18 protein-coding genes are annotated in these 20,923 nt (G+C 71.0%); 7 read left to right on the top strand and 11 right to left on the bottom strand.

The genetic code is table 11. The features are described from left to right. Window positions 1-110: 110 nt before the first annotated feature. Complete coding sequence (locus FM119_RS10180) at window positions 111-653, top strand: hypothetical protein (RefSeq protein WP_143822681.1); 543 nt, start codon at window positions 111-113, stop codon at window positions 651-653. Between the two features lie 60 nt (window positions 654-713). Here FM119_RS10180 and FM119_RS10175 read toward each other — a convergent pair whose 3' ends face one another. The 3 genes from FM119_RS10175 to FM119_RS10165 all read right to left on the bottom strand — a co-directional run bounded on the left by FM119_RS10175 (window position 714) and on the right by FM119_RS10165 (window position 5,079). After that, window positions 714-2,294 carry an OmpA family protein gene (locus FM119_RS10175; RefSeq protein ID WP_087137743.1) on the bottom strand — a complete coding sequence of 527 codons (1,581 nt, stop codon included), beginning with the start codon at window positions 2,292-2,294 and terminating at the stop codon, window positions 714-716. A 136-nt stretch (window positions 2,295-2,430) separates the two neighbouring features. Then, window positions 2,431-3,588 (bottom strand): cystathionine gamma-synthase, encoded by a 1,158-nt coding sequence (locus FM119_RS10170; protein ID WP_087137740.1) that lies wholly within the window; start codon window positions 3,586-3,588, stop codon window positions 2,431-2,433. Window positions 3,589-3,714: 126 nt separating this feature from the next. Then, complete coding sequence (locus FM119_RS10165; protein ID WP_087137738.1) at window positions 3,715-5,079, bottom strand: cystathionine beta-synthase; 1,365 nt, start codon at window positions 5,077-5,079, stop codon at window positions 3,715-3,717. A gap of 188 nt (window positions 5,080-5,267) precedes the next feature. Here FM119_RS10165 and FM119_RS10160 point away from each other — a divergent pair, with 188 nt between their 5' ends. Further along, window positions 5,268-5,966 (top strand): DUF3105 domain-containing protein, encoded by a 699-nt coding sequence (locus FM119_RS10160; protein ID WP_087137736.1) that lies wholly within the window; start codon window positions 5,268-5,270, stop codon window positions 5,964-5,966. A 2-nt stretch (window positions 5,967-5,968) separates the two neighbouring features. After that, window positions 5,969-6,811: a DUF305 domain-containing protein gene (locus tag FM119_RS10155; RefSeq protein ID WP_245827433.1), complete on the top strand. Its 843-nt coding sequence runs from the start codon at window positions 5,969-5,971 to the stop codon at window positions 6,809-6,811. Window positions 6,812-6,832: 21 nt separating this feature from the next. Here the strand turns inward: FM119_RS10155 and FM119_RS10150 are convergent, their stop codons facing one another. From FM119_RS10150 to FM119_RS10140, 3 genes are read right to left on the bottom strand one after another with little or no spacing between them, the layout of a single operon-like run. Next, on the bottom strand, window positions 6,833-8,701 hold the full coding sequence (locus FM119_RS10150; RefSeq protein ID WP_245827438.1) for an ABC transporter ATP-binding protein: 1,869 nt from the start codon (window positions 8,699-8,701) through the stop codon (window positions 6,833-6,835). Window positions 8,702-8,746: 45 nt separating this feature from the next. Further along, window positions 8,747-9,508, bottom strand: a complete 762-nt coding sequence (locus tag FM119_RS10145) for a GntR family transcriptional regulator (RefSeq protein WP_087137734.1) — start codon at window positions 9,506-9,508, stop codon at window positions 8,747-8,749. A 14-nt stretch (window positions 9,509-9,522) separates the two neighbouring features. Then, on the bottom strand, window positions 9,523-10,863 hold the full coding sequence (locus tag FM119_RS10140) for an aspartate aminotransferase family protein (protein WP_087137731.1): 1,341 nt from the start codon (window positions 10,861-10,863) through the stop codon (window positions 9,523-9,525). A gap of 303 nt (window positions 10,864-11,166) precedes the next feature. Here FM119_RS10140 and FM119_RS10135 point away from each other — a divergent pair, with 303 nt between their 5' ends. Further along, window positions 11,167-12,261 (top strand): phosphotransferase enzyme family protein, encoded by a 1,095-nt coding sequence (locus FM119_RS10135; protein ID WP_087137729.1) that lies wholly within the window; start codon window positions 11,167-11,169, stop codon window positions 12,259-12,261. Window positions 12,262-12,424: 163 nt separating this feature from the next. After that, the gene (gene eat / locus FM119_RS10130; protein ID WP_087137727.1) at window positions 12,425-13,858 is read left to right on the top strand and encodes an ethanolamine permease; all 1,434 of its coding nucleotides are present in this window, start codon (window positions 12,425-12,427) and stop codon (window positions 13,856-13,858) included. Between the two features lie 75 nt (window positions 13,859-13,933). Here the strand turns inward: eat and FM119_RS10125 are convergent, their stop codons facing one another. From FM119_RS10125 to FM119_RS10115, 3 genes are all read right to left on the bottom strand, one after another. After that, window positions 13,934-14,878, bottom strand: coding sequence for a carbohydrate ABC transporter permease (locus tag FM119_RS10125; RefSeq protein WP_087137724.1), 945 nt, complete (start codon window positions 14,876-14,878; stop codon window positions 13,934-13,936). Beyond that, a complete protein-coding gene (locus FM119_RS10120; RefSeq protein ID WP_087137722.1) occupies window positions 14,875-16,008 on the bottom strand; it encodes a carbohydrate ABC transporter permease in 1,134 nt (377 codons plus the stop codon). The genes FM119_RS10125 and FM119_RS10120 overlap by 4 nt, the downstream gene beginning before the upstream one ends. 138 nt (window positions 16,009-16,146) lie before the next feature. Further along, window positions 16,147-17,457 (bottom strand): ABC transporter substrate-binding protein, encoded by a 1,311-nt coding sequence (locus FM119_RS10115; protein WP_087137720.1) that lies wholly within the window; start codon window positions 17,455-17,457, stop codon window positions 16,147-16,149. A 258-nt stretch (window positions 17,458-17,715) separates the two neighbouring features. Here FM119_RS10115 and FM119_RS10110 point away from each other — a divergent pair, with 258 nt between their 5' ends. Then, window positions 17,716-18,735, top strand: a complete 1,020-nt coding sequence (locus FM119_RS10110; protein WP_087137718.1) for a LacI family DNA-binding transcriptional regulator — start codon at window positions 17,716-17,718, stop codon at window positions 18,733-18,735. A gap of 113 nt (window positions 18,736-18,848) precedes the next feature. Continuing rightward, the gene (locus FM119_RS10105) at window positions 18,849-19,328 is read left to right on the top strand and encodes a hypothetical protein (protein WP_143822680.1); all 480 of its coding nucleotides are present in this window, start codon (window positions 18,849-18,851) and stop codon (window positions 19,326-19,328) included. A 294-nt stretch (window positions 19,329-19,622) separates the two neighbouring features. Here FM119_RS10105 and rplL read toward each other — a convergent pair whose 3' ends face one another. Next, a complete protein-coding gene (gene rplL / locus FM119_RS10100; protein WP_087137713.1) occupies window positions 19,623-20,012 on the bottom strand; it encodes a 50S ribosomal protein L7/L12 in 390 nt (129 codons plus the stop codon). 50 nt (window positions 20,013-20,062) lie between these two features. After that, a complete protein-coding gene (rplJ, locus tag FM119_RS10095; protein ID WP_087137710.1) occupies window positions 20,063-20,578 on the bottom strand; it encodes a 50S ribosomal protein L10 in 516 nt (171 codons plus the stop codon). Window positions 20,579-20,923 lie beyond the last annotated feature (345 nt).

Here is a 20,923-nt window from a genome sequence, read left to right as displayed (position 1 = left end):
CTTCCTGAGCGCCGTCCGGGCGCGGTCGTTGTGCTGTCGGGGTCGTCAACGCCCACGGCGGCGGGGTTCTTCCCCGGTCGCCGTTCCGGGCGTGCGGCATACTGATGGCCATGCCACGACGCCACCCCCTCGGGCTCCTCACGATAGCGGCCGTGGGAGCGGTCCTCGTCCTGACCGGCTGCGCGGCCGACCGGGAGGACGGCACCGCCCGCCCGCTCTCCTCGCAGGCCGAGCTCCTCGCCGACCCCGACACGATCGCGCAGTTCTCCGGGACGGGCGAGTCGCTGGAGACGACCGTCACCGCCGGCGAGGTGTCGCGGACCCTCGGACGTCAGGCGGACGGCGACGGCGGACTCACCGTGACCGTGGGGTGCGCAGGGGGCAGCAGCGCGACGGTCAGCGTCGACGGTGCGGAGATCGGTGCGGGACCGTGCAGCGGGGACGGCGTCGACGAGACGTTCACGGTCTCGACGTCGGAGCGGGGCGTCGACCTCACCGGCGATCACCGTGTGACGATCGACTTCGACGAGGTCGCGACGGCGACGATCACGGTCGGGCTCATCGACGACGAGGAGCCGACCGCCCCGCGGACGGAGGCCGGCTTCGATGCCAACGCCTCCGCGGACGCCGACGGGTCGTCGTCGGGCGACTAGACCACCGGACACGGACCCGCGACACGGGACCGCGGGGCGGGCGGAGGACCCCTGACCCGCTCAGCGGATGGGGATGCCGGTCACCCGGAACAGGAAGTAGTGCGCACGGCCGCCCTTCAGGGTGCCCTTGTAGTCAGACACGTCGAGCACCGCCGACGTCGACGCCATGCGCGGCCAGACCACGGCGAGCCGCACGGACTCGCCCGGCTCGAGGGTCACCGCCTGGTCAGGGACGACGGGCGTGTAGGGGGCTCCGTCGATGGAGTAGTCCACGGGGAAGAACCGCTGGCCGCCCTCGAGCAGGGTCAGGCCGGAGGGCATGTTCATCTGGTTCGGCTCGGACTCCCCCCTCGGCGTGCTGAGTGTCATGGCGCGCAGCGAGTTCATGACGAGCGAGTTCGTGTCTTCCCCGACGTTGCGCACGGCCACGTCTCCGACCAGGTAGCGGCCCCTCGTGCGCAGCTCCTCCAGGTCGATGTGCAGCTCCTCGCCGTCATCGTTGACCGCGGTGACACCCTCCCCCGCGGACCCGACGGGCCCCTCGGGCTCGGGGAGCTCCCCCTCGCCGCCCTCGATGACGACGGGAGCGCTCGGCTCGTCGGGGACGACGAGGACCTCGACACGTCGGTTCGCCGCCCTGTCCTCCGCGGTGGTCCCGGAGACGCGCGGCTCGGTCTCGCCTCTGCCCTCCACGCTCACGCTCAGACCGTCGAGGTCGCTGAGCTCGGCGAGCCTGGTGTGCACGGCCTCTGCCCGGCGCTCCGAGAGCGCCTGGTTGTACTCGTCCGTGTCGACGTCGTCGGTGTGCCCGACGATCGTCACCTCGCCTCCGTCGATGGCCTCCAGCTGCGCTGCCACCCGGCGGAGCTCCGACTCGGCGCCGTCGCTCAGCGTGTCCGCGGCCGAGTCGAAGAGGACGTCGGAGTTGAGGTTGATGTCGACCCGGTCCGGGGTGACCTCGATGTCCTGGGCACTGTCGTCGGACAGAGCGAACGACTCCAGCTGGGCGGTGCGGGTGACGATCTCCTGGCCGGGAAGCCCGATCTGCTCCTCCGCCGCGTCGATGGCCGCGACGGAGCGGACGTCGTCGCCGTCGGGCAGGGCGGACTCGTCGACGACGGGGACGTCCTCGACCAGCCCGACCGACGGCACGAGGACGTCGACGGACTCGCGATCCTGCACCCCGTAGACGGAGTAGGCGGCGGAGGGGGAGCCGCTGGACGCGGGTATCTCCGCCGTCGCCTCCGAGTCGCTGTCCTGGTCATCCCCGAGCCGCACCGGCTCCTCGACCGTCCCGGCATCGAGGTCCAGGAGCGGGAAACGGTAGACCCCCCTGAACGGGTGCGCCATCCAGTGCTTCCGCCGCTCGAAGCCGTCGCCGGCCGTGCCGTCCGGATGCACCAGCTCGAGCACGAGCACGGCGTGGTCGCCGCGGTTGACGAGGGGCCCGATCCGCGCAGCCGTGTCCTCGTCGCCGGCCGTCAGGTGCCCCTCGACGAACAGCTCGGCGCCGGAGCCGGACGACGCGCCGTCGCCCGGGACCGCGGAGCCGGAATCGACCGGGGCGGGCTCTCCCGTCGTGCAGGAGGTGAGGGCGAGTGTCGTGACGAGGGCGAGAGCGAGCGGCAGGCGTCGGTGCATGCTTTCGGTCCTTCTTCTGGCTGTGCAGCGCGGGCGGGGGCGTGTTCTCGCCGACAGCCTATCGTCCGGACCGGGCCCCCGGGAGGCCTGGTCGGGGTGATCGGCCGCACCGGACGGCGATCGCCCTGGCCGCCCCTCAGAGGCCGGCGAGCGCGGCCGTCAGGTCCTCGACCAGGTCGTCGACGTCCTCGATGCCGACGGAGAGCCGCACCAGGTTGGCGGGGACCTCCAGCTCCGTCCCGACCACGGAGGCGTGGGTCATCCGCGCGGGCAGCGAGATCAGTGACTCGACGCCGCCGAGCGACTCCGCCAGCTGGAAGACGCGCGTCCTCGCGACGAGCGCGGCCGCGGCTTCGGGACCCCCGGTCAGCGTGACGGACACCATGCCGCCGAAGCCGCGCATCTGGCGCGCGGCGATCGCGTGCCCGGGGTGGTCGGCGAGGCCGGGGTAGTACACCCGCTCGACGGCGGGGCTCTGGCCGAGCGCCTCGGCGACGCGTGCGGCGTTCTCGCTGTGCCTGCGCATTCGCACGTCGAGCGTCTTCAGGCCCCTCGTCGTCAGCCACGCGTCCATCGGCGCGGAGACACCGCCGACGGCGAACTGCTGGAAGCCGACCTTCTCGGCGATGTCCGCATCGGAGGTGACGACGGCGCCGCCGAGCACGTCCGAGTGGCCGCCGATGTACTTCGTCGTCGAGTGGACGACGACGTCGGCGCCGAGGGCCAGCGGCTGCTGGAGTGCGGGCGTGGCGAAGGTGTTGTCGACGACGACGACCAGTCCGTGCCGGTGCCCGAGCTCGGCGAGCGCGGCGATGTCGACGACGGACAGCAGCGGGTTGGAGGGCGTCTCCACCCAGAGGATCCGGCTGCGCTCGGTGATCCCCGCCTCGACGCTCGCCGCGTCGGTGAGGTCGACGACGCTGTGCTCGACGCCCCAGGCGCCGAACACCCTGTTGATCAGACGGTAGGTACCGCCGTACACGTCGTTGCCGATGACGATGTGGTCGCCCGGCGTGAGCAGGCCGCGCAGCAGCGCATCCTCGGCGGCCAGGCCGGAGGCGAAGGAGAAGGCGTGGTCGGCGCCCTCGAGCGCGGCGAGCTGCTCCTGGAGCGATGTCCGCGTCGGGTTCGCCGAGCGGTTGTACTCGTACCCCTCGCGCATCACGCCGACGCCGTCCTGGACGTGCGTGGAGCTCTGGAAGATCGGCGGGATGATGGCGCCGGTCGTGGCGTCGGGGCTCTGGCCCGCGTGGATGGCGAGGGTGGCGAAGCGGCGGTCGGGTGCGGTGGTCATGATGGTTCGTTCTCTCCTGTGCGTGACGGGGTGGCCCGGTGGGGCCGGGGGTGCGGCGGCGTCAGGCGCGACATCGGCGCAGCGGGCCGACGGGAGGGAACGGGGCGGTCATGGTGGTCACCGGGGTCAGCGGGCCAGGAAGGTCAGCAGGTCCTGGCGGGTGAGGACGGCGGTCGGCTTGCCGTCGCGGGCGACGAGCAGCGCGTCGGTCGCGGCGAGGGCCTCGCGGGCGGCGGCGACGGTCTCGTTCGCGCCGATGAGCGGCAGCGGCGGCCCGGAGAACCCGCCGACCGCGTCCGTCATCGACGCCCGGCCGCTGAAGACGTCGTCGAGCAGCGCCTTCTCGGACAGGGTGCCGCTCACCTCGCCCATGACGACGGGCGGCTCGGCGGTGAGCACCGGCAGCTGGGAGACGCCGTACTCACGCATGATGTCGATGACGTCGTGCACGGTGTCGGCCGGGTGCGCGTGGACCAGCTGAGGGATGCTGCCGCTCTTGGCGTCGAGGATGTCGCCGACGGTGGCCTCGTCCGGGTCCTCGGCGAAGCCGTAGGAGCGCAGCCAGGTGTCGTTGAAGATCTTGCCCAGGTAGCCGCGTCCACCGTCGGGAAGCAGCACGACGACGACGTCGTCGGGGCCGAGCGTCCGCGCCGCGCGCAGCGCCGCCTCGACGGCCATGCCGCTGGAGCCGCCGACGAGCAGCCCCTCCTCGCGGGCGAGCCGGCGCGTCATCGCGAAGGACTCCGCGTCGGTGACGGCGATGACCTCGTCGACGACGGTCGGGTCGTAGGCGCCGGGCCAGAAGTCCTCGCCGACGCCCTCCACCAGGTACGGCCGCCCGGTGCCGCCGGAGTAGACCGAGCCCTCCGGGTCGGCGCCGATGATGCGCACCGCCCCGTCGGAGGCCTCCTTGAGGTAGCGGCCGGTCCCCGTGATCGTCCCCCCGGTGCCGACGCCGGCGACGAAGTGCGTCACGCGCCCCTCGGTGTCGCGCCAGATCTCGGGACCGGTGGTCTCGTAGTGGCTGCGGGGCCCGTTCTCATTGAAGTACTGGTTGGGCTTGAACGCACCGGGGATCTCGGTGACCAGCCGGTCAGAGACGCTGTAGTAGGAGTCGGGGTCCTCGGGCGCGACGGATGTCGGCGTGACGACGATCTCGGCGCCGTAGGCGGTGAGCACGTTGCGCTTGTCCTCGCCGACCTTGTCTGGCAGCACGAACACACAGCGGTAGCCGCGCTGCTGGGCGATGAGGGCCAGGCCCACGCCGGTGTTGCCGCTCGTGGGCTCGACGATGGTGCCGCCGGGCCTGAGCTGGCCGGAGGCCTCGGCCGCATCGAGGATGCGCTCGGCGATCCTGTCCTTGCTGGAGCCGCCGGGGTTGAGGTACTCGACCTTCACCAGGACGGTGGCCTCGATGCCCTCCGTGACCCTGTTCAGCCGGACGAGGGGGGTGTCGCCGATCAGGTCGACGATCGTGTTCGCGTATTTCACTGCAGTCCTTCACCTGTCGTCGTGTGACGCTTCGATCGAGCCTAGCCTGACGGGCGCCCCCGTGCGGCGACGACGAGGAGTATGACGGCGGGATCCCAGCATTGTCAGCCTAATCTGGTCCCGCTGGAACAATTCCGCGTCCCCGGGCGTTCCGCACCGACGACCCCGTCCACTCCGAGAGGCCACCCGTGACCCCGAATCCCCAGAACCCAGGCAAGCCGTCGAGCGGCAACCCGGCGACCCAGCAGACCATCAAGCAGCAGCGCGCGGCCCAGCGCGAGGCGAAGGTCGCCGCGTTCAAGAAGGAGCAGGAGCGCAAGAAGCGCAACAAGCGCCTCGGCATCGGTGCCGCCGTGGTCGGCGGCGTCGCCGTCGCCGGCGTGCTCACCTTCGCCATCGTCGCGAGCATCCCGCGCTACGCCACCTACACGGCCGGCGGCGGCGACGCCACGATCGACGGCGTCGAGACCTACACCGAGACGAACAACCACACCACCGACCCGGTCAGCTACGACGTCACCCCTCCGGCGGGCGGCGACCACAACCCGGTCTGGCTGAACTGCGGCATCTACACCGAGCCGCAGGTGAACGAGAACGCGGTGCACTCGCTCGAGCACGGCGCGGTGTGGGTGACCTACGACCCCTCGATCTCCGACGAGGAGCTCGAGACGCTGCGCAGCCTGATGCCCTCCACCTACGCCATCCTCTCCCCCTACGAGGGCATGGACACCCCGATCGCCGTCAGCGCCTGGGGCGCGCAGCTGAAGGTCGACTCGGCCGACGACGCGCGCATCCCCGAGTTCTTCGAGAACTACTGGCGAAGCGACTCCGTCCCCGAGCCCGGCGCGGCCTGCGTGGGCGGCGTGACCGGCGAGGGCAAGGCGTAGCAGTGTCGACGGGAGCCGGGCGAGGGGATCGCCCCTCGCCCGCGACCGACGGAACCGACGGGCGGCACGATCAGAACGACCTCGACGTCGACGGGCCGCGCCTGGACGGAAGCGAGACCGCGCAGACGCTGGCGATGAGCGACGAGGACCTCGACCGTGCCCTCGCCGCCCCGCCGCGCCGGCTGGGCAGGGGCGTGCTCGTCCTCGTCGTCGTGCTCGTCGCGCTCGTGGCGGCCGCCGTCGCGTTCTCCGCCGGACGGCTCTCCGCCATCGGCACCACCACGCCGACGACGACGAGCGCCGAGGCGGGCTTCTCGCGCGATATGCAGACCCACCACAACCAGGGCGTCGAGATGGCGATGATCGTCCGCGACCTCACCGACGACGACGCGGTCCGCACCCTGGCGTACGACATCGCGACCGCCCAGTCGACGCAGTCGGGGATCATGTCCGGCTGGCTGTCGGTGTGGGGTCTGCCGCAGTACGGCAGCGAGGCGTCCATGACCTGGATGACCCGGCCGGGACTGGACGGCACGGGGCACGACCACACCGGAAAGGCGGAGTCGGCGCATGTCCCCGGCGAGCCCATGCCGGGCCTGGCCACGCAGGATCAGCTCGACGAGCTGTCGGCCCAGTCCGGCGTCGAGGCGGAGCGCACCTTCCTCACGCTGATGATCGCCCACCACCAGGGCGCCATCGAGATGGCCGAGGCGGTGCTGGACCGCAGCGAGAACCCCGTGGTCACGACCTTCGCGACCGGCGTCGTCACGGCGCAGCAGTCGGAGATCGACCTGATGCGCGACATGCTCGCCGAGCGGGGCGGCGCGGACGACGGCGAGGGCTGAGCCGCACGGCCGCGGCCTCGCTCAGCCGTTCTGCTCGGAGAACAGGCGGCTGTACACCCCGCCGCGGGCGAGCAGCTCGGGGTGCGTCCCCGATTCGACGAGCCGTCCGGCGTCGATGACGAGGATGCGGTCGGCATGCTGCACGGTGGAGAGCCGGTGCGCGATCGCGATGGTGGTCCGCCCGTGGCTGGCCGTGTCGAGCGCCCGCTGCACGATGCGCTCCGAGATGCTGTCCAGCGCGCTGGTCGCCTCGTCCAGCAGCAGGATCTCCGGATCCTTCAGCAGCACGCGCGCGATGGCCAGCCGCTGCTTCTCGCCGCCGGAGAGCCGGTAGCCGCGCTCCCCCACGAGCGTGTCGTAGCCGTCGGGGAACGAGGAGATCGTGTCGTGGATGTTCGCGGCCGTGCACGCGGCGACCAGCTCCTCGCCGCTGGCGTCCGGCCGGGCGTAGCGCAGGTTGTCGGCGATGCTCGCGTGGAACAGGTAGCTCTCCTGGCTGACCAGGCCGATCCGGTCGATGAGTGAGCTCTGCGTCAGCTTGCGCACGTCGACGCCTCCGACCTCGACGGCCCCGGCCGTGACGTCCTGGAACCGCGGGATGAGCGCGGAGATCGTCGTCTTTCCCGCCCCGGACGGCCCGACGACGCCGACGAAGCTGCCCGGCTCGATGTCGACGCTGACCCCGCTGAGGGTGGCGGCGGCGCCGGGGGCGGCGTCCGGGTAGCGGAACTCCACGTCGCGGAACACCACCGACGCCGGCCCCTCGGGCACGTCGACCGCGTCGTCGGCGTCGACGATGCTCGGCGTCAGGTCCAGGTACTCGAAGATCCGGGCGAACAGCGCCTGCGAGGTCTGCACGTCCAGCGCCACCCGCATGAGCGACACGAGCGGGAACAGCAGCCGCGACTGCACCGTCGTGAACGCGACGATGGCACCGGCGGTGATGTCGGTCGCGCCGCCGGTGATCAGCCAGCCCGCGACGAGGTAGATGACCGCGGGGATCGACGACAGGAACACGTTCACCAGCGCGAAGAACCACTGCCCGCTCATCGCCTGCTGCACCTGCAGGCGCACCTGCCGGCCGTTCTCGTCCTGGTACCTGGCGACCTCGCGCGCCTGCCGGTTGAAGCTCTTCGCCAGCAGCACGCCGGAGATGCTCAGTGCCTCCTGCGTGATGGAGGTCATCTCGCTCAGCGACTCCTGCGTCCGCGTGGCGATGCGCGCGCGCACCCGGCCGACACGGCGCTGCACGAGCACGAGGCCGGGCATGAGCACGACCGCGACGAGCGTGAGCTGCCAGTTGATGAGCAGCATCGCCACGATCGCCGCGATGACGGTGACGGTGTTGCCGAGGATGTTCTGCACCGAGTTGGTGAGCACCCCGGCCACGCCTCCGACGTCGTTCTGCAGCCGCGACTGGATGACGCCGGTCTTCGTCCGGGTGAAGAAGCCGAGCTCCATCGACTGCAGCCGCTCGAAGAGCTGGACCCGCAGCGAGCCCATGACGCTGTTGCCGATGCCCGCGGTGAGCCGGGTCTGGGCGACGCTCAGGCCGGCGGACACGACGAACACGGCGATCATGACCCCGACGATGACGGCGAGGGCGCGCAGGTCGACACGGCCGTCCGCGGGGAACAGCCCGACGTCGAAGGCCTCCTGCACGAGCAGCGGGGGGACGACGCTCAGCCCCGCCCCGACGAGGACGAGCGCGACGACGGCGACGAGACCGCGCCGGTGCGGGCGGAACAGCGCCGCGATGCGGCGGCCGAGCCCGGGAATCACGGGGGCGTCCTCGTTGGCCCTGCGCTGGGCGTCCTCGTCGGAGCCCGAGACGCGGTTCCGCGGACCGCCGGGGCCCCTGGCCCCTCCCATCGAGGCCAGCTCGCCCATTCTGCTCATGGTGCTCAGCCTATGCCCGCCGCAGCGGGCTCCCCGTCAGTGCCGGGAGCGCTTCCAGTTGGAGCCGTAGCGCTGCATGTGCACGCGGGTCCTGTCGGCGCGGAACAGGTCGAGCGCGTACTCGACGGGCCGCTCGGCGATGTCCACGGCCCGGCGGCGGACCCGGAGCAGCGCGGCGCCGGCGTCGATGTCGAGGGCCTCGGCCTGATCGGCGGTCGCGGGAACCGCCTCGACGGTCTCGTCCGCCCTGCCCAGGTCCATCCCGTACTCCTCGGCGAGCAGCAGGTAGAGGGAGCCGCTGAGGTCGCGGGAGCTGAGACCGGGGAATCGCTCCGTCGGCAGCACGGACAGGTCGAGCGACCAGCTGGGCCCGTCGACGCTGCGCAGCCGCCGCACCCGCGTCACGCTCGCGCCCTCGACCAGGCCGAGCGCCCGCACCTCGTCGGGAGAGGGGACCCCGAGCTGCACGCCGAGCACGCGGGTGCTCACGCTCATCCCCTGCGCCCTCACCATCTGCGGCACCCCCTGCAGGGTGTTGAGGTGGCGCTGGATCCGGCCGTCGTGGGCGAAGACCCCTCCCTGCGCACCGAGCGTGCGACGGATGCGGCCCTCGTGCTCGAGCTCGTCGAGGGCGCCCCGCAGCAGCGTCCTGCCGACGCCGAGCCGTTCGGCGAGCGCACGCTCGGTGCCGATGCGCTCCCCCGGCTCGAAGCGCTGCTCCGCCAGCCAGGCGCGCAGCCGCGAGCGGACGGCCCGTGTGGCGGCCGTCGGCTCACGGCCGGGCGTCTCGCGCTCCATCGCCCCCTGACCGCTCAGGCGCCGAGCGCCGTGAGGGAGTCGTCGAGCGCGCCGACGGCCCAGTCGATGTCGCCTCGGTCGAAGGCGAGCGGAGGGCGCAGCTTCAGCACGTTGCCGTGCGGCCCGGCGACGGAGGTGAGCACCCCGCGCGAGCGCAGCTCCTCCAGCACGGCGAGCGCCAGCCCCCTGTCCGGCTGTTTCGTCGCCGGGTCGGAGACGAGCTCGCAGCCGATGAACAGTCCCGCGCCGCGCACGTCCCCGATCGCCGGGTGGCGGTCGGCCAGGTCCGCGTAGGCGGCCAGAAGCTCCGCCCCGACCTCGGCGCTGTGCTGCTGCAGTCCCTCGGACTGGATGGTGTCGAGGACGGCGCTCGCGGCGGCCATCGACACCGGGTTGCCGCCGAAGGTGTTGAAGTAGGGGATGCTGTCGCTGAACGCGGCGAGAACCTCCGGCCGGGCGACGAGGCCCGACACGGGGATGCCGTTGCCCATCGGCTTGCCGAGGGTGACCAGGTCGGGGACGAGGCCGTGCCTCCCGAAGCCCCAGAAGCTCTCCCCCGTGCGGCCGAAGCCCGGCTGCACCTCGTCGGCGATGAGCACGCCCCCTGCCGCGTGCACGACCTCGACGGCCTCGCGCAGCATCCCCCTGGTGCCGGGCAGCACCCCGTCGGAGGAGAAGATCGAGTCGATCATCAGGCCGGCGAAGCGGATGCCGGACAGCTCCAGGTCGGCGATGCCGGAGCGGACCTGGTCCGCGAACCAGTGCCCGATGTCGTCGGTGTCGACGCGGTACGCATCGGGGGCCTCGATGATGCGCGTCGTGGCGGCGAGCGGCTGGCCGCTGCCGAGCGCGGGCGAGGCGCCGGAGGTCAGGTCGCTGGTGCCGTGGTACGCCTCCCTGGTGACCAGGATCCCCTCGCCGCCGCTGAACGCGCGGGCGACGCGCATGGCCAGGTCGTTGGCCTCCGAACCGGTGCACATGTACATGGCCTTGCCGAGCTCGGCCGGCATGGTGGCGAGCAACCGCTCGCTGTAGTCGACGATGGTCTCGTGCACGTAGCGGGTGTGGGTGTTGAGCATCCGCATCTGCCGGTCGACGGCGTCGATGACCGCCGGGTGGCAGTGGCCGAGGCTCGCGACGTTGTTGTACATGTCCAGGTACCTGCGGCCCTCGGCGTCCCAGAGGTGGGCACCCTCGCCCCTGACCAGGTGGACGGGCGAACGGTAGAAGAGCCGGTAGGACTCGCCGAGGACGCGCTCCCTGCGCTCGATGAGCTCGCGGGTGCCGGCGTCCAGCTCGCCGGCCTCCTCGGGCCGGTAGCTGTTGGTGTCCATGATGGTCGAGCGTGTGGGCATGTCACTCCCTGTGTGCGTTGCGGTTCCTGCCCCGTGACGGTTCACGGTGCCTGTGCTGTGCGTGCGGGGCCCGACCCTCACGGCGTTTTGTTCTGCTGCCTCAGCGTAGGCTCGCCGCGGCGCCCGGCGGTGGCCCCCGTGTTTCGCGCAGGTGACAAATCCGGCCCGCGAGACGAATGGTTTGTTTCGGGCCGGGCGGTGCGTGACGGTCAGGTAAAAACCCCGGCCCGGTGTGGTTCCGGCGGCCACGGGCGTGCCACGGTTGTCGCGGGGCCCGCCCTCCTCGTCCACCGAGGAGAACCCATGAACCGCATGCCGAGCGCCACGCTCACCGCGCCCGTCCCGCTGCTCGGGAAGGACCGGGCCGGCGCGCCCGCGGCCGACCCGCTGGCCGCCTTCCAGGCTCTGACCAAAGGCCAGCCCGCACCGGGCTGGCTCGCTCGGCCCGTGCTGGCCGGGTGGGGCCTTCCCCCTGAGCGGACGTCGATCACGCTCATCGCCGTGTCCGAGAACGCCACCTTCCGGGTCAGCGTCGACGGCGTCCCGGTCCAGGTGCTGCGCGTTCACCGCCCCGGCTACGTGGAGGACCCCTCCGACATCGCCGCCGAGCTCGGCTGGGTGCAGGCGCTGTCGACCGAGACGGCGATCCCCGTCCCCGCCGTCATCCCCCTCGCCGACGGTTCGACCGTGCTGCGTTTCTGGGACGGCGACGCCTGGTGGTTCGCGGTCTCGTTCGCCTTCGTGGCCGGCACCGTGCTCGAGGACCTGGACGACCCCACCCCCTACTACCGCCGGATCGGCGCGCTGACGGCCCGGATGCACGAGCACTCCCGCGGCTTCCAGCTCCCCGACGGCCACTCCCGTTTCAGCTGGGACCTGTCCGACATGCTCGGGCGGGACTGCCGCTGGGGCGACTGGCGCCACGCCGTCCGCTCCGACGCGGAGCTCCGGCTGCTCGAGCGCGCCGAGGCGTCCGCCCTCGCCGCGGTCGCCGACGCGCCGAGGGGCGCCGAGCACTGGGGTCTCATCCACGCGGACCTTCGCCCGTCGAACATCATGATCGACGGCGACGAGCTGACCGTCATCGACTTCGACGACTGCGGCTTCGGCTGGTACGGCTACGACTTCGCCAGCGCACTGTCGTTCATCGAGCACAGGGACTACGCGCCCCGGCTCGCCCGCGACTGGGTCGCCGGCTACCGCGAGCACGCCGAGGCCGACGACGGCTGGCTGGAGCGCGCCTGCGCGCTGAGCATGCTGCGGCGGCTGACGATGCTCGGCTGGACGGTCACCCACCGCGCCGACGCGCTCCCCGGCACGCTCTTCTCCGAGCAGCTGCCCGGCAGTCTCGCCGTCGCCGAGCGCTACCTCGCCTCACCGAGCTGGCTGCTGGAGTAGCCCGCCCCTCCGCGACTCGAGCGCTCCGCCACGCCCCGCCACGCGTCGCCGCACCGCACCGCACCGCACCGCACCGCACCGCACCGCACCGCACCGCACCGCACCGCACCGCACCGCACCGCACGACCGTCATCCGAGCACCACCGAGACACAGGGAACTGTCATGACACAACAGCTGCACACCCCGCCATCCACCACAGCCGACCGCGTCTACTTCGAGCAGCGCACCCTGCGCCGCGGTGCCGCCGGCTGGCTCCTGCTCGCCGGCCTCGGCGTCTCCTACGTCATCTCCGGCGACTTCTCCGGCTGGAACCTCGGGCTCGCCGCCGGGGGCTGGGGCGGGCTGCTCATCGCCTTCGTCCTCATGGGCCTGATGTACGGCTGCATGGTCTTCGGCCTGGCGGAGATGTCGTCCGCCCTCCCCGCCGCGGGCGCCGGCTACGGCTTCGCCCGGCGGGCACTCGGCCGGCTGGGTGGCTTCGCCACAGGGCTGGCGATCCTCATCGAGTACTCCATCGCCCCCGCCGCCATCGCCGTCTTCATCGGCGGCTACGTCGAGAGCCTCGGACTGTTCGGCATCACCAGCGCCTGGCCGGTCTACGCCGTGTGCTTCATCCTGTTCATCGGCATCCACCTGATCGGCGTGGGCGAGGCGCTGAAGGCCATGTTCGCCATCACCGCGCTCGCGGTCGTCGCCCTCGTCGTCTTCGCCGTCGGGATGGTGCCGGCCTTCGACGCCGCGAAACTGTTCGACATCCCCGTCACCGACGCGGTCGGCGCGAGCCCGTTCCTGCCCTTCGGCGTCCCCGGCGTCATCAGCGCCCTGGTGTTCGGCATCTGGTTCTTCCTCGCCGTCGAGGGCGTACCCCTCGCCGCCGAGGAGGCGAGCAACCCGGCCAAGGACATGCCGAAGGCCATCATCGCGGCGATGAGCGTGCTCGTGATCACCGGCCTCGGCGTACTCGTCCTGGCGCCGGGCGGCGCGGGGTCGCTGGCCATGAGCACCTCGGGCAGCCCGCTCCCCGACGCACTGCGCGCGGTCGGCAACGAGGGGCTCGCGGTCGTGGTCAACTACATCGGGCTGGCCGGCCTGGTCGCCAGCTTCTTCTCCATCGTGTTCGCATACTCGCGGCAGCTGTTCGCGCTCTCCCGCGCGGGCTACCTGCCGCGGTGGCTGTCGCGGACGAACGGCCGCAAGACGCCGACCTGGGCGCTCATCGTCCCTGGCGCGATCGGTTTCGTCCTCGCCGCGGTGGTGAACAACGGCGACAAGCTGATCAACATCGCGGTCTTCGGCGCGGCCGTGTCGTACGTGCTGCTCAACCTCTCGCACATCGTGCTGCGGCGGCGCGAGCCGGACATGCCCCGGCCGTACCGCACCCCCGGCGGGACCGTGACGACCGGCATCGGCCTGGTGCTCAGCGTCGTCGCCGTCATCGCGACCTTCGTGGTCGACGTGCAGGCCGCGGGGATCACCGCCGCGATCTTTGTCGCGGGGCTCGGCTACTACTGGTTCTACAGCCGGCACCGGCTCGTGGCCAGCGCCCCGGAGGAGGAGTTCGCGCTCCTCGCCGCGGAGGAGGACCGGCTCCGCTGACGTGCCGGCTGGCCGGCGCACCGCGACGCCGCGGGGAGGGACAGTCCCTCCCCGCGGCGTCGCGTGGCCCCGGCCCTACCCCTTCGTGGAGCCCGCGAGCAGCCCGCGGACGAAGTAGCGTTGCAGCGCGAAGAACACGATCAACGGCACCAGGATCGACAGGAACGCCCCCGCGGTCAGCAGCGGCCAGTCCTGGCCACGGCTGCCGGTGATCTCGGCGAGCAGCTTCGTCATCGGCGCGACCGTGCCGTCGGCGAAGATCAGCGACACGAGCAGGTCGTTCCACACCCACAGGAACTGGAAGATCCCGAACGACGCCAGAGCCGGCATGGTCAACGGGAGCACGATCCGGAAGAAGATCTGCCCGTGGCTGGCGCCGTCCACGCGCGCCGCCTCGATGACGTCCGCGGGGATCTCCGAGATGAAGTTGTGCAGCAGGAAGATCGCCAGCGGCAGCGCGAAGATCGAGTGCGCGATCCACACCTGGGCGTAGCCCGCCCCATCGCCGAAGGCCGCGATCACCGGGACGCCGAAGATCTCGCCGCGGGCGAAGAGCTGCAGCAGCGGAACGAGCGCCATCTGGATGGGCACGATCTGGAGCGCGAACACGCCGATGAACAGGGCGTCCTTGCCCTTGAAGTCCATCCACGCGAAGGCGTAGGCGGCCAGCGCGGCGATGACGAGCGGGATCACGGTCGCGGGGATGGTGATGGCGATCGAGTTGATGAAGGCCTGCGCCATCGTCAGCTGGCTGTTGCCGGCCGCGAGCACGTTCGTGTAGTTGTCGAGCGTGAAGCCGACATTGCTGAAGATCGTCCACCACCCGGTCGAGACGACCTCCTGCGGCGGCCGGAACGACGACACCAGCAGCCCGAGGGTCGGCACCGTCCAGAGGATGGCGATCAGCAGGGCGGCGATGGTGGCGGTCCGGCTGGTCAGGCGTCGCTTCACCCGTCGGGTGGGCGTCTCCGGCCCGGGGATGACGCCGGCCGCGGCCGCGGTCTCCGTTGCGGTGCTCATCGGATCTCCCTCTGCTTCTTGATCTGCCTGGCGTTGTAGATCACGATCGGCAGCACGAGCAGGAACAGCACGACGGCGAACGCCGCGCTCCGCCCCGTCTCGAAGTTCTTGAACTGGGTGTACATCTCGTTGGCGATGACGCTGGTGTCGTTGGCGCCGGCGGTCATCGTCCTGACGATGTCGAACACCTTCAGCGAGGCGATCGAGATCGTGGTCAGCACGACCACGAGGGAGGAGCGGATCGACGGGACGGTGACGTTCACGAACCGCTGCCACGGGCTCGTGCCGTCCAGCTCCGCGGCCTCCAGCTGCTCGGTCGGCACCCCCTTGATCGCGGCGGAGAGCACGACCATCGCGAAACCGGTCTGCACCCAGATGAGGACGACGATGAGGAACAGGGTGTTCAGCGGCGAGTTGGCCAGGAAGTCGTACGGCGTCCCGCCGAACCACACGATGACCTGGTTGAGCAGGCCGATCTGCTCCTGGTCGGCGGGGCGCGCGGTGTACATGAAGCGCCAGATGATGCTCGCGCCGACGAAGGAGATCGCCATCGGCATGAACACGAGGACCTTGAAGATCTTCTCCCCGCGCGACTTGTCGATGAACACCGCATAGGCGAGACCGGCGATGGTCGACACCACCGGGGTGACCAGCACCCAGACGATGGTGTTGACCACGGTGCGCACGCCCGAGGGCTGGGTGAAGATCCAGACGAAGTTGTCGATGCCGACGAACTCGGTGCCCCTGGAGTTCATGAACGCCTGGACGGCGGTCTGGATCGTCGGGACGATGAGGCCGATCACGAGCATGAGGATCGCCGGCAGCAGGAAGCACCAGAGCTGGAGCAGGTAGCCGGCGCCCTGCCGGGAGCGGTAGTCGACGAGGAACAGGATCCCGCCGACGACGGCACCGATCGCGGCCGCCCAGGTGTACGAGCCGACGACGAACACCGTCACGACCGGGACGAGGACGCTCACCGCCAGACGGATGATCGTGTACCTGCGCCCGCGGCGGGGCGCGATCTCGATGAAGAACAGGACCGCGCCCACCACGGCGAGGAACGCCAGGATCACGATCGGAACTTGGGCCAGTGGCGGCAGCTGTGCCAGCCATCTGAAGAAATCTGCCATGGTCAGCCTTCGATGCGTCGTCGGATCAGGGACCGGTGGGGGCCGGGGTGCACGCCCCTCCCCCGAGCGGGGCGGTGACGCCGGGGATCCCGGTGCCACCGCCCCGTGCCTCAGCGGGGGACGGGGGTGCGTCGCGTGCTACTTGGAGGGCCAGCCGCCCTCGATCTGCTGGGTGACGGTGTCGACGTCGGTCCCGTTGACCCAGTCGATGATGCCCTTCCAGAACGTTCCCGCGCCGACCGCCGACGGCATCAGGTCCGAGGCGTCGAACCGGAACGTCGTGGCGTCGTCCTGCAGGATCCTGATGGAGTCCTGCAGGATCGGGCTGGAGGCGTTGGCCGGGTCGAGGCCGGTGTTCGCCGAGATGACGCCGCCGAGCGAGACACGGCTGTTCGCCCACTCGGGGCTGGAGAGGTACTCGAGAACCTTCTGCGTCGCCTCGTCCTCGTTGAAGGCTCCGACCAGCTCGCCGCCGCCGGTGACGGCCTGGCTGCCCGCCTCGGCCGCCGGCGTCATGAAGGCCCAGACGTCGCCGTCCTCGCCGACCGTGCCCCCGGCCTCGGTGATGAAGCCGTCGTAGAACGACGCCTGGTGGTGCAGCGCGCAGGTGCCGTCGACGAGCTTCGGTGCGACATCGCCGAAGGCGGTCGAGTTGATGGAGCGGACGTCGCCGAAGCCGGCGTTGACGTAGTCAGGGTTGAGCAGGATCTCACCCACCGAGTCGAAGGCTTCCTTGATGCGGTCGTCGGTGAAGGGAACCTCGTTGGCGACCCACTGGTCGTAGACATCGGGTCCCTGCTGGCGCAGGACCAGGTCCTCGACCCAGTCGGTCCCCGGCCAGCCGGTGGCCGCGTCCGAGCCGAAGCCGGCGCACCACGGCGCGGCGTCGGTGGCGTCACGGATGTCGGCGGTGAGCGTGAGCAGCTCGTCCCAGGTGGTCGGGACCTCCCAGCCGTTCTCCTCGAACTGGGACGGCGAGTACCAGATGTAGCCCTTCAGGTTGGCCATGAGGGGCGCGGCGTAGAAGGTGTCGTCGACGGTGCCGTAGGCCTTCCAGTCGGCCGACCAGTACTGGTCGACGTTGGCCTCGACGGCCGCGGGCGCGGGGGTCAGGTAGTCCCTTCCGGCGATGTCGGCGAGCAGGCCCGGCTGCGGGAAGATCGCGATGTCGGGGGCGTTGCCGCCCTGGGCCCTGACCGAGATCTGGGTCTCGAACTCCTTGGAGCCCTCGTACTTGATGGTGATGTCGTTCTCCTCGGCCCAGTCCGCCCAGGACTGCTCGAGGAGCTCGGCCTCGGCGTCGACGATCGTGCCGTAGATCGTCACGGTGTTGGAGTCCCCCGACTCCTGCTGGACGCCGGGGCCGGACGAACAGGCGGTGAGCGTCAGGCCGGCGACGCCGAGCGTGGCGACCGTGGTGTACACGCGATGACGACGTGTGATTGACATGGGACTCCTCCTCATTGAGTGTCATGCGATCGAGACCGGCCGCGAGCGGAACCGGTTTCATAGGACAAGCTATGCGAGCACACGGGGCGGCACAAGCCATTCCGGATAACGGTGGGGGCACGGACGTCACGGCGGGCATCGTCCGGATTGCGCTGCCCCGGGCTGCCGCCTGCCGCTACGATGACACCAGTCGTGCAACCGGTTCCATGCCGGGGCCGCCCGCACGCGCATCGACGACGATCACCCACAGGAGCGAGCATGTCCGCGACCATCCGCGACGTCGCCCGGCTGGCCGGGGTGTCCAAGGCGACGGCGAGCAGGGCGCTGAGCGGCAGCGGCGCGGTCTCCCCGGGGACGAGCGAGCGCGTCGTGGCGGCCGCGGCAGAGATCGGCTACGTCCGCTCCCCCAACGCGGCCAGTCTCGTCACCGGTCGGACGATGAGCATCGGGGTGCTCACCCCCCACCACGACCGCTGGTTCTCCGGCGCCGTCATCGAGGGTGCCGAGCGCGTCCTGCTCAGCCACGACTACGACATGACGCTCTACACCACCCGACCGGACACGGCCGACCGGGAGCGGATCTTCACCTTCTTCCTGCCCCGGAGCCGCTTCGACGGCGTCCTCGCGGTGGCGACCGAGCCCAGCCCCGACGAGGTCGCACGGTTGGCAGGGCTCGGGATCCCGCTCGTCGCCGTCGGCGGCGAGATGCCAGGGGTCGCAGCGTACGGTCTCGACGACAGGGCGATCGCCGAGACGGCGACGCGCCACCTCATCGGGCTCGGTCACACGCGGATCGCCCATCTGGGCGGCCTGCTCAGGGAGCCGTACGAGTTCTCCGTCCACCGCCACCGCAGGGAGGGCTACCTGACGGCGCTGGCGGCCGCCGGACTGCAGGGGAACGCCCGCCTGTCGGCGACGGAGATGACGATCCCCTCCGGTTTCCAGGCGGCGACCGCGCTGCTGAGCGCACCCGACCGCCCGAGCGCGATCTTCGCCGCCTCCGACGAGCTCGCCATCGGCGCCATCATCGCCGCGAGGAGGCTGGACATCGCGATCCCCGGCCAGCTCAGCGTGATCGGGATCGACGGCCACAGCCAGGCAGAGATGTTCGGGCTGAGCACCGTCGAGCAGTACCCGAGGGAGCAGGGATCGGACGCCGCGCACGCACTGCTGGGCATGATCGGGGGCGACCGCGCGCCGGCCCCCGGCTACCGGGTGGCCCGCACCCGCCTCGTCCTCCGGGCCAGCACCGGATTCGCCCCGCTCGGTGATGCCTGACGCCGACGGGGGACCGAGGACGCATTCAGACTCGTTCGTCGTGTTCATACTTTCGTCATAGCTTCGCCCCCTAGCGTGGTCGGGTACGCAGCCGCACACCGATTGGATAGCTGATGACTTCTGCCCAGACTCCCGCCCGCACCGAGCGCCGCCGCCAGGTGCCGCTCGTGATCGGCGGCGCCGTCGCCGTGGTGACCCTCGTCGCGGGCGTCGTGGTGACCGTGACAAGTCAGGGCGCGCTCACCGCCGCTCTCACGGCGACCGACGCCACCCCGCTCGACTTCTACGGCGCGCAGGGCAACCTGTCCGTCGGCGTCGGCCTGCTCGTCGCCGGGCTCGTCGGCGTCGTGGTCGCCCTCGCCGCCGTCGCCCTCGTCCCCGCCGCCGTGCGTCCGACCGCGGACGCGTCGGCAACGACGGGTGACGCCGCTGTCGCCGAGCCGGTCGTCTCCGAGACGGTCGTCGCGGAGACGATCGTCGCCGAGCCGGTGGTGACCGAGGCCCCCGACGTCGAGGTTCCCAGCACGGCCGAGGCGCCGGCCGCGGCCACGGGCGAGGCCGAGGGCGACTCACCCGCGACGCAGCCCCGCTGAGTCACGACAACGACGACGGCGCCGACGGTTCGTTCCGTCGGCGCCGTCGTCGTACGCGGACGACAGGTCCGGACGCGCTCGTGCGATCGGCGACGGCGACGGCGACGGCGACCGCTGCCTGGCCGCTCCGCCCCGCCGGCCGCCCCGCCGGCGCTTGCAGAGCCGGCGGACGCCCGCATCGCGACCGCTCGACCGGGTGAAGCCACGACGCCCGGGTCACCCGCCCGCACACAGACGTCCGGCCCGCCCCCGGAAAGGGGACGGGCCGGACGAAGAAACTCCGTGAAGACGGAATTACTTGACGGTGACGCTCGCGCCAGCAGCCTCGAGGTCAGCCTTGGCCTTCTCGGCAGCGTCCTTGGCAACGCCCTCGAGGACGGCCTTCGGCGCGCCATCGACGACGGCCTTGGCCTCGCCGAGGCCGAGCGAGGTGAGCTCGCGGACGACCTTGATGACCTGGATCTTCTTGTCGCCGGCACCCTCGAGAATGACGTCGAACTCGGTCTTCTCCTCGGCGGCGTCATCCGCGCCACCGGCAGCCGGGGCGCCAGCGGCGGCGACGGCGACGGGAGCGGCGGCGGTGACCTCGAAGGTCTCCTCGAACGCCTTGACGAACTCGCTGAGCTCGATGAGGGTCAGGCCCTTGAACTGCTCGAGCAGCTCTTCGGTGGAAAGCTTAGCCATTGTTTTCTCCTTATTACTGATGTGTGATCACCGCGCGAAGTCGCAAGGACTTAGGACGCGGACTCCTGCTTGTCACGCAGCGCGTCGACCGTGCGAACGGCCTTCGACAGCGGAGCGTTGAACAGATATGCGGCACCGAACAGCGAGGCCTTGAAGGCGCCGGCAAGCTTGCCGAGCAGAACTTCGCGGGACTCGAGGTCGGCCAGCTTGCCCACCTCTGCGGCGCTGAGGGGGTTACCGTCGAAGTAACCGCCCTTCACGACGAGGGCGGGGTTCGCCTTGGCGAAGTCACGGAGACCCTTCGCCACGGCGACGGGGTCGCCGTGGACGAACGCGATCGCGGACGGGCCGGCGAGCTCGTCATCGAAAGCGGTGATGCCGGCGTTGTTCGCGGCGATCTTGGTCAGCGTGTTCTTCACCACGGCGTAGCTTGCGTCCTCACTGATGGAACGACGCAGCTGCTTCAGCTGCGCCACAGTGAGGCCGCGGTACTCGGTCAGCAGAACGGCAGTCGAGCTCTGGAACAACTCCGTGAGCTCGGCAACCGCGGCTTCCTTGTTCGCCATGGCCACTCCTTAGATGTACGTCCCGGCCACGGTGGCGGCCGGGTGCCCGGAGACCGTCCGCACATGAAAAAAGCTCCGGCGCAGAGGCACGGAGCTCGCAGGACAAACCTGAGGAGAACTTCATACACCTGCGCGGGCCGCCTCATCTGAGGGCCTTCGATGTGTGCGCCAGGCGCACGACAACGACCTACGGTCTTGGGCTTGAGATCAGCATAGGACCGGCGGGGGCGCCGCGCAAGTCGCCCTCCCCTCCGGACGCAGGACGAGGGCGCGGGCGCGGGCGCGGCAGCGCAGGCGGGCCGCGGCAGGGGGGTGTGCCTCCGCGCGGCACGGGCATACGATGGC

Source organism: Mycetocola reblochoni REB411, assembly GCF_900163835.1.
In the GTDB taxonomy this organism is placed as follows: Bacteria; Actinomycetota; Actinomycetes; order Actinomycetales; family Microbacteriaceae; genus Mycetocola_B; species Mycetocola_B reblochoni.
Note: the sequence above shows the minus strand (reverse complement) of the source record. Positions and strands in the feature narration are given on the sequence as shown.